This is a genomic window from Micromonospora sp. NPDC048930 (genome assembly GCF_043197935.1).
Taxonomy (GTDB): domain Bacteria; phylum Actinomycetota; class Actinomycetes; order Mycobacteriales; family Micromonosporaceae; genus Micromonospora.
Map to the genome: position 1 here is coordinate 1 of NZ_JBICUB010000038.1, position 8,522 is coordinate 8,522.

Genomic DNA, 8,522 nt, shown 5'->3' on the forward strand with positions numbered 1-8,522 from the left:
AGATCGAGGCTGCCGGCCTACGGGAGGTGTGCCGGCTGGTGCGACGTGCGCAGGGCAAGGAGCGGGACGATCAGGCGATCCTGCTGGCCAGTGCCACCCAATGAGCGGCACGCACATCGGCCAGGTCCGGATGCCGGCCCGCCACTTGCTGTGACTATGCGTAGCGAGCGCCTCGCGGCAGATCCGGATGGGGCAGGGCTGAGGTGTCTGGCGAGAACGCCTAACGGCGCGGCTAGACGCCTTCTCCTTCGTGCCGGGTGATGTGGCTGTACGCCCGGCGAACGCAGACCGCACCGCCGTCGACTCAGACCGGCGCCGGGGCGTAGGGCGATGGAACGTGGACAATGGAACGCGGCAGTTCGACGGCCCGGTCGCCCGGCCTCGACCATGGACACGGTCGTCAGTCTGGTCACGACAACAGGTTCGGTCCGGACAAACCCCCTCGCGGAGCCGTCACCGCTGCCAAGCTGCATCTGCATGCGACGACTATCGCTTGATCAGGCCCTTGGTCAGCATGGTTTCGGCGGCGGCGAGGATGGCGTCGTCTGTCTGGCGGGGCTTCCAGTCCAGCACGCGGCGGGCCTTGTCGTTGGAAATTTTCTTGGCGTATCCGAGGTCGGGCACGATGGGACGGAACTCCCGGCTGAAGACGGCGCCCAGCCGCACGACGACGTTGGGGATGGTCCGGGTCGGCACCCGGTCGGCGGCGCCGCCGAGGCGGGCCCGGAGGAGGCCGCCGACCTGCTTCATCGGGATTGCCGGGCCGCTGGCGAGCAGGAAACGCTGCCCCGCGGCTGCGGGCGTGGTCATTGCGAGTACGTGCGCGCTGGCGACGTAGCGCACGTCGACGAACGGGATGTACATGTTGGGATAGCCGGGCATGCCGCCTTCGAGGATGCGCTGTACGAGGTGGTTGGTGCCGGAGATGTCGCGGCCCATGACCGGCCCGACGACCGCCACAGGGCACAGCACGACGAGTTCCATGCCCTTGCCCTCGCGCGCGACGAAGTCCCACGCGTCACGTTCGGCGAGGGTCTTGCTCTTGGCGTACGCGTCGACGCCCGGTCCGTCCAGCACGGTCCAGTCGTCCTCAGTGAACGCCGTGTCACGGTGCGGATGTCCCCAGCTCACAGCGTGGAACGCGGAGGTGAGCACGACCCGCTTGACACCGGCGTCCCGAGCCGCGCGCAGGACCCGCACCGTGCCTTCGCGCGCCGGTCCAACCACCTTCTCCTCATCGCCGGGATTCCCGGTGTGCACCGGCGAGGCCACGTGCAGGACATAGTCGCAGCCGGCGAGGGCGTGCGCCCAGCCGGCGTCGTCGAGCAGGTTCGCGGCCACGAAGCTCAACGCGCCGCCGCCGGTCATGCCGGCCTCACGCAGCACCGCCCGTACCTCGGTTTCCCGCTGCAGCGTCCGTACGGTGGTGCGTACCTGCCAGCCCTGCTTCAGCAACTGAATGATGATGTGGCCGGCGATGAACCCGGAACCGCCGGTGACAAGGACACGCTGCTGCGTCATCTGATCCGCCTCAATCGGTAGGAACGTTCGGTGACCACGATCCGGCCGGCGATCCCGCACAGGTAGAGCTCCCCTCAGCCGAGGGTCTGGCAGGACCCCCTCACCAGGGCGAGCGCGTGCGTACGGTGAAATCATGACCGACGAACCGAACCGGCTGGGCGCTTTCCTGCGTGCCCGCCGCGAACTCGTCACCCCCGAGCAGGCGGGCGTTCCCGTCGTGGGCGTACGCCGGGTGCCGGGCCTGCGCCGCGAAGAGGTCGCCATGCTGGCCGGCATCAGCGCCGACTACTACCTGCGCCTCGAACGCGGCCGGGACCGCAGCCCCTCGGTCCAGGTCCTGGAGTCCCTCGCCCGCGTCCTGCAGCTCGACGACCCCGCCCGTGACTACCTGCTGGGCCTCGCCGCCGACAAGCCCCGGCGGCGACGTCCCCGCAAGGATGTCGTCCCGCCCAGCACCGCCGCGTTCGTGGCGATGTTGCCGTTCCCGGCCTTCATCGAGGGCCGCTACCTGGACGTCCTCGCCGCCAACCCACTCGCCACAGCGCTCTCACCACGCCTGGTCCCCGGCGCCAACCGGCTGCGTGACGTGTTCCTCGACCCCGGCGAGCAGGCGATGTGGCCCGACTGGGAGATGGCCGCAGCGGCGCTGGTCGCCTCCTTCCGCAGCGCCGTCGGCACCGACACCGACGACCCGCGCTGCGTCGAACTCGTCGGCGAGCTCTCCCTGGCCAGCCCGCTGTTCAGGCAGCTGTGGGCCCGCCACGACGTCCGCCCCCGCGAGGGCGCCGTGATGGTGCCCTTCCTGCACCCCCAAGTCGGCCTGCTGCGTCTGAACCGGCAGAAGCTGCACATCAGCGGCAGCGACGGCCTGATGCTCGTCGTCTTCCACCCCGACCCGGCCACCGCCGACGCCGACCACCTGGCGCTGCTCGCCTCCACGGCGCTGCCCGTGTCGTCCGCACCCGGTTCGTAGACCGGCCACCCGCGACGCCGGCCTCGGTGCGGTCTCGGGTACCCCGGTCATCGATCCCAAGCCGAGGACGGCGGAGCTCCTTCCGGTCGAAATCAAGCAACCCCAACGGGTCAGCCGCGTGATGTCAGAATACTTGCAGCCGTAAGCGGGCTCCGGTGCCACAGCCCGCCCGCGGGCGCCGCACCCCGCAATCGCCGAACATCGGAAAGACGTCTTGAAGCAAGGTCAGGTGCGCGCACATCGGCAGTTCAGGACGCCGACAGCGCCGGCACCGCGTACCGGCTGTCGCGACCGGCAACGCGCGGCGCACGAACGGCGGCATGAACGAGCATTGGCGCGAAGCAGTCGTGACTGCTAGCTGCGGCGTGCAGCGGGGAAGTCGTCAACCTCTCGCGTACCGCGGCCCGCTCTGAAAAGCGACTTAAGGCGCCGTAAGGGGTAGCTGACGACGTCCAGGCGTGGGTGCGGCCCATCGGGATCTACCACCAACGTGCTTCTGACAGTGATGCCGCCACGGCAGTCACGGATGACTCGCGTGGGTCCGCTGGCAGCCTCAGCGGCAAGGTCGATTCGCTCCTGAAGGGCCTCGGACCGGTCCTGATCCGCGTAGGCGAACCCGTGGCTCAAGTACCCAGCGAATGTGAAGCTGAAGACCTCCGCCCCAGAGTTGACTTGGACTGTGGCCAACCGCTCCGGCCAGCCGCGAGGGTGCAACTCGACCACCAGGTCCTGCTCCGGGACCCAGCCCGACAGGATGGTCCACTCGAAGCTTGGATGCCGAGCCATCTGACCGGGCACCAGAGCGGCGAGATCGGGGGTGTTCACGACTGAGAGTGAACCACGGTCCGCGAGCGGTGGGTTCAAAGTTGCCACCCCGCCAGAACGTCCGCTCATCGGCAGATCCGCGCACCTGACCCAATGGCTAAAGCTCGATCCAATAACGCCGGACGGGGCCGAACTTGGTGTCCCGGATGCTTTCGAAAACGCCGCCGCACCGCTCGATCGTCTTCACCGAGGCGACATTGTCGACCGCGCAGACGGCCAGCAGCCGATCCAGGCCGAGCACCCGCGCCTCGTCGAGCATCCGGCCCAACGCCCAGGTCGCCAGCCCGCGCCGGCGCGCGGACGGCCGGATGCCGTAACCGATGTGGCCGGCCCACAGCACGTAGTCGCTGCTCCCGTGCCGCAGCGCGATCCCGCCGACGACGCGATCGCTCTCCACGACCCATCGATAGGTGCACCGGGGTTTGCCAGGCTCGATTGTCTTCGCCGGGTCCGACTCACCGATCAGGCGCGCCACCCAGGCCGCAAACCCGGCCGGCGAGTCCACCTCGTCGGACGGGCCCAGCCCGAAACCGTCCTCGTGCCGCCCGGGGCCCCACTCCGCATGCGCCTCGAGCCAGGCGGTGTGCAGGCGGATGGTAGGCGCGACCAGTTCCGGCATGCGGCAACGGTAACGCCACGAACGCGTACTGACACTGCAGCCAGCCCTCGGCCGCACCGTTCGAGAGCCGCCACACTGATCGCGGCTCGAGCGGATGCCTCGGGCCATCCACTAACCTCCCGGTTGTGGCAGCAAAAGCAGCTGGAGTGTTTCGTCGGACGCCGATCGAGCGATCAAACCAGCGCGCCGCATGGGAACGGACGGACCAGGCCTTCTTCGCTGCCGGAGCATGTCACATTCTCGCCTGGGTTTGCCGAGACTCCTACCCAGACCGGTCGTTCGAGATAGTCGGGGTGCGCTTCCCGGGCGAGCGGCAGGTCTTCCACACCTACGCGGCCTGGGATGGCTGGGCATTCGACCACTCGGGCTGGAATCCCGAGCCGCAACTGCTGGCGGTCAACACAGACTTCGAAGGCCATAGGCTAGACCGAGTCAAGATCACAGACACTCTCGCTGAGTTCTGCGACAAGCATCACCACCGCATGCCGAACCAGTACTGGCATGACCCGCTCCCCCGTGCTCGCGACTACGTCGGCCGCTACATCCCGCCCTGGGCGTAGCCCCTTACCCGGGCACCCACACCGGCAAAGCACATCTGCCGAGCGGGCTTAACTACGGACAGTGATGGCGGCACCGGCCGCCTACGCGCTCGACCCGCGGCAGAGTCGGACGTCCGAGAGCCTGGTCGGAAGCGCGCGTCCCGGCAATCCGTGCGTTCAGGCGCCGACGGCGCCGCCCAGGTTTTGACCCCTGTCGCACATCACCTGGCAGAGCTGCGTCGCACATCAGCTGTCGGATCACACCTCCGGTGACTTGTTGTCGTGTCACGGGAGATGCTTGACAGTGGCGTCCCACTGAGGTTGCCCCGGTTGCGTGGACAGCGGGTTGTTAGGCGGCAGGTGCCACCGCAGTGATGGTCTCGTACTCGGCTGGGCTGTGGTAGTCCAGGGCGCTGTGACGGCGTCGGCGGTTGTAGAAGGTTTCGATGTAGTCGAATACGGCGGTGGCCAGCTGGTGGCGGGTGGCCCAGTAGTGGCGGTCGAGCAGTTCGGTTTGCAGGGTGGCGAAGAAGCTTTCGGCCATGGCGTTGTCGAAGCAGTCGCCGACGGTGCCCATTGAGGCGGCGATGCCAGCAGCCCGTAGCGCGCGGCCGAAGGCCAGCGAGGTGTACTGCCTGGGCTCAACCGGTCGTTGCAACACTTGCTGGTTGGAGCAACCGTAGCTGCTCGTCGAGGACCTCGGCGGGCGTCTTCCAGCCGAGGACCTTGCGGGGTCTGCTGTTAATGGCGGCTTGGACGGCGAGGAGGTCATCGAAGGTCCAGCGGGACAGGTCGGTGCCCTTGGGGAAGTACTGGCGCAGCAGGCCGTTGGTGTTCTCGTTCGTGCCGCGCTGCCAGGGCGAGTGGGGGTCGGCGAAGTAGACCGCGATGCCAGTTTCGACCTTGAACTGGGCGTGCGCGGATAGCTCCTTGCCGCGGTCCCAGGTCAGGGATCGCAGCAACTCACTGGGCATGGCGGTCATCGTCGCCTGGAGCGCGTTTTTCATCGCGATGGCGCCGTAGCCGCCCAGGGCGGGCCCGTTCTTGACGGGCGGGGTGGTTCCGTAGCCCTCGAGGCGGGGCAAGTGGACCAGGAGGGTGTAGCGGCTGGTGCGCTCGACGACGGTGCCGATGGCGGAGCGGTTCAGTCCGATCATCAGGTCGCCCTCCCAGTGACCGGGGACCGCTCGGTCGGCGGCCTCGGCGGGTCGTTGGCTCAGGACGACATCAGCGTTGACGTGTCCTTGCGGCCTGTTGCGTGAGCGTTCCCGGGGCTTGCGTAGTGCACGTCCGGTCCGCAGGCAGGCGACAAGCTCGCGCTTGAGGGCTCCGCGTCCTTCGATGTAGAGCGCTTGGTAGATCGCCTCGTGGCTGATGCGCATGTCCTCATCGTCAGGGAAGTCGACGACCAGCCGATGGCTGATCTGCTCCGGACTCCACGCCGTGGCCCAGCGCCGATCGGCGCGGTGCGGCTTGTTCAGGCCCTTCCACGTCGTCGACGGGCCGGCTGCAACTGTCCCGTCGGGACGCCGCAACTGCCCGCTCAGCCGCGTCTGGACGTATTCCTGCAGCCGCGGGTTGCTCGCCAGCTTCGCCGGCTTGGGACGCCGCGCCGAGATCTGCGCCTTCCACTGCGCGACCGTGGCCCGGTACTCTCGCTTGCCGCCGCGGGTCGCAGCGTTGCGCCGCACCTCCCGCGAGATCGTGCCCGGGTCCCGCCCCAGCTCCTGGGCGATCGCGCGGACACCCTGACCTTGCGCCTTGAGCAGCGCGATTTCCTCACGCTCGGAAAACGACAGGTAGCGGCCGGTGGGCTCGGCCAGACTCAGGGGCGGCATACCGCCAGCGTGACGAAACCAGCGCACCGCGACCGGCGTCGACACGCCCAACTCGAGCGCTGCCTCTTCAGTGCGCTTGCCCTGCGCAATCAGGCGCCAGAACGCGCGCTCCACATGCCGCGCCGGCATCGGCCGGCCCGGTGAACGCATCGCCGGTCGCAGAGCCCGATCCGCCGACTGCTGACGACGCACCATCGAACACCTCCATGATCAGAGGTGTTGCGACGACCGGTTGAGTCCGCCCTGGGCTCCCTGATCGGAGTGGTGGACCAGCCCGGGTGGGGGTCGACGTGCCGTGATGGCCATGGACAGGGCGTCGAGGACCAGGTCGGTGCGCACGTGCTCTGCCATGGCCCAACCCACGACCCGCCGGCTGTAGGCGTCGACGATCACCGCCAGGTAGAACCAGCCCTGGCCGGTGCGTTGCTGGGTGATGTCGGCGACCCACAGCTTGTTGGGCCGGTCCGCAGCGAAGTGGCGTTTGACCAGGTCCGGACTGGGCGTCGCGGTGGGGTCCCGGCGGGTCAGCCCGATGCGCCGGCGCCGGTGCACCCCGACCAGCCCGGCGGTGCGCATCAGCCGGGCGACGCGTTTGCGCCCACACCGCACGGCGTGCGCCGCCCGCAGTTCGGCATGCACCCGCGGCGCTCCATAGGTGCCGCGCGAAGACATGTGCACGGCGCGCACCAGCGACAGCAGCCGCGCGTCAGCCCGGTCGCGGCTGCTGGGCCGCCGCGCCCGCCAGGCATAGAAGCCGGCCCGGGAAACACCCAGCCGGGCGCACATGAAGCTGATCGGGAAGTTAGCCTTCTCCGCCTCGATGAACGCGAACGTGCTCACCGGGTCCGGTCGTGCTGCCTGGCGAAGAAGGCTGCGGCTTTTTTCAGCAGGTCACGCTCCTGGCGCAGGGTCTTGTTCTCCGTTCGCAGCCGCCGCAACTCCTCCCGCTCGCTGCCGCTGAGCCCCGCAGCGGGCTGGCCCGGGACAGCGTCGTCCTCGTCAGCCCGGCGGATCCAGTTGCGCAACGTCTCGTTGGTAATGCCCAGCTCCAGCGCGATCGCCCGCTGGGACTTCCCCGACGTGCGCCACAACTCCATTGCGTGGGCACGAAACTCAGCCGGGTACTTCGATGCTCTCGGCATCTCGACATCCTCTCCCGAGGGCAACCGCCCTCGCCATGGATGGATGTCCATACAACCGGGTCAACCTCACCACCAGATGTTTGACAAGATCCGGAAATTGAGGGGCCAAGCGCCTGGATGAGGTCGACTACGCTCCTGGCATGTTGGCCACGGTCTTCACCGTCACGGTCCGCTACCGGCGGCCGATCCTCGCCATTGCGCTTGTCCTGGCCGTGGTCTGAGGTTCCCCCCGGGATGTGGACACCGGGTTACGCCGCGATCTGGTGCAGCGTAGTCGGTGTGAGGGCTTGTTCGTAGTCGGCGGGGCTGAGGTAGCCGAGTGCGGAGTGGCGGCGCCGGTGGTTGTAGAAGGCGATCCACCGGAAGACGTCGCGGCGGGCGTCGGCCTCGGTTGCCCAGGTGCGGCGGTCGACGTTCAGCTCTCGTTTGAGAGTGGCGAAGAACGCCTCGGCCAGGGCGTTGTCATACGACGATCCGATCCGCCCCATCGAGCGGCGGATGCCGTGCCGTTGGCAGGCGTCTGCGACGTCACCGCTGCCGTATTGGGCGCCCCTGTCGGAGTGGAAGATCACGCCGTCGACTCGGCCGCCGCGGGCGGCGACTGCGGCGTCCAGGGCGTCGATGACCAGGCTGGTGCGCATGTGGGTGTTGATCGACCAGCCGATGAGCCGTCGGGTGGCGATGTCGATGACCGTGGCCAGGTAGAGCCAGCCGGCACCGACGCGCAGGTAGGTGATGTCGCCGCACCACCGCTGGTCGGGTGCGGCGGCGGTGAAGTCCCTGCGGACCAGGTCCGGCGCCGGCGGGGCGGCCGGATCAGGGATGGTGGTGCGTTTGCGGCGGCGCAGGTGCCGACCGACCACGTCACGCTGCCGCATGATCCGCTCGACCCGCTTGCGGTTGACCCGCACACCCTGGTCGTGCAGTTCGACGGTCACCCGAGGGGATCCGTAGGTGCCACCGGAGTCGGCGTGGATGACCTTGATCTGCTCGGCGAGCGTGTCATCGGCGGCGGCGCGTGCCTGCCGGGTCGGCTCGCTGGCTGCCCAGCGGTAGAACCCGGAG

At 68.5% G+C, this 8,522-nt stretch carries 9 protein-coding genes; 2 read left to right on the forward strand and 7 right to left on the reverse strand.

Features of this window, described 5'->3' with window-relative positions:
- Positions 1 to 486: 486 nt before the first annotated feature.
- A complete protein-coding gene (locus ACGFI9_RS37715; protein WP_393185972.1) occupies positions 487 to 1,581 on the reverse strand; it encodes an SDR family oxidoreductase in 1,095 nt (364 codons plus the stop codon).
- Positions 1,582 to 1,654: 73 nt separating this feature from the next.
- Between ACGFI9_RS37715 and ACGFI9_RS37720 the strand changes: the two genes are divergently transcribed.
- On the forward strand, positions 1,655 to 2,494 hold the full coding sequence (locus tag ACGFI9_RS37720) for a helix-turn-helix domain-containing protein (protein WP_393185974.1): 840 nt from the start codon (positions 1,655 to 1,657) through the stop codon (positions 2,492 to 2,494).
- A 922-nt stretch (positions 2,495 to 3,416) separates the two neighbouring features.
- Here the strand turns inward: ACGFI9_RS37720 and ACGFI9_RS37725 are convergent.
- A complete protein-coding gene (locus tag ACGFI9_RS37725; RefSeq protein WP_393185976.1) occupies positions 3,417 to 3,938 on the reverse strand; it encodes a GNAT family N-acetyltransferase in 522 nt (173 codons plus the stop codon).
- A 125-nt stretch (positions 3,939 to 4,063) separates the two neighbouring features.
- On the opposite strand from ACGFI9_RS37725, the gene ACGFI9_RS37730 reads away from it, so the two are divergent.
- On the forward strand, positions 4,064 to 4,498 hold the full coding sequence (locus tag ACGFI9_RS37730; RefSeq protein ID WP_393185978.1) for a hypothetical protein: 435 nt from the start codon (positions 4,064 to 4,066) through the stop codon (positions 4,496 to 4,498).
- A 328-nt stretch (positions 4,499 to 4,826) separates the two neighbouring features.
- On the opposite strand, the gene ACGFI9_RS37735 is transcribed toward ACGFI9_RS37730, so the two are convergent.
- The 5 genes from ACGFI9_RS37735 to ACGFI9_RS37755 form a co-directional block, all read right to left on the reverse strand.
- A complete protein-coding gene (locus ACGFI9_RS37735; RefSeq protein WP_393185980.1) occupies positions 4,827 to 5,135 on the reverse strand; it encodes an IS3 family transposase in 309 nt (102 codons plus the stop codon).
- Positions 5,119 to 6,510, reverse strand: a complete 1,392-nt coding sequence (locus ACGFI9_RS37740) for an IS30 family transposase (RefSeq protein WP_393185982.1) — start codon at positions 6,508 to 6,510, stop codon at positions 5,119 to 5,121. Before ACGFI9_RS37740 ends, ACGFI9_RS37735 begins: the two co-directional genes overlap by 17 nt.
- A 15-nt stretch (positions 6,511 to 6,525) precedes the next feature.
- Positions 6,526 to 7,155, reverse strand: a complete 630-nt coding sequence (locus ACGFI9_RS37745) for an IS3 family transposase (protein WP_393185984.1) — start codon at positions 7,153 to 7,155, stop codon at positions 6,526 to 6,528.
- Positions 7,152 to 7,457, reverse strand: coding sequence for a transposase (locus tag ACGFI9_RS37750; RefSeq protein ID WP_393185986.1), 306 nt, complete (start codon positions 7,455 to 7,457; stop codon positions 7,152 to 7,154). Before ACGFI9_RS37750 ends, ACGFI9_RS37745 begins: the two co-directional genes overlap by 4 nt.
- A 248-nt stretch (positions 7,458 to 7,705) precedes the next feature.
- Positions 7,706 to 8,522, reverse strand: an 817-nt coding sequence (locus tag ACGFI9_RS37755) for an IS3 family transposase (RefSeq protein ID WP_393185988.1), incomplete at its 5' end; no start/stop codon positions are given.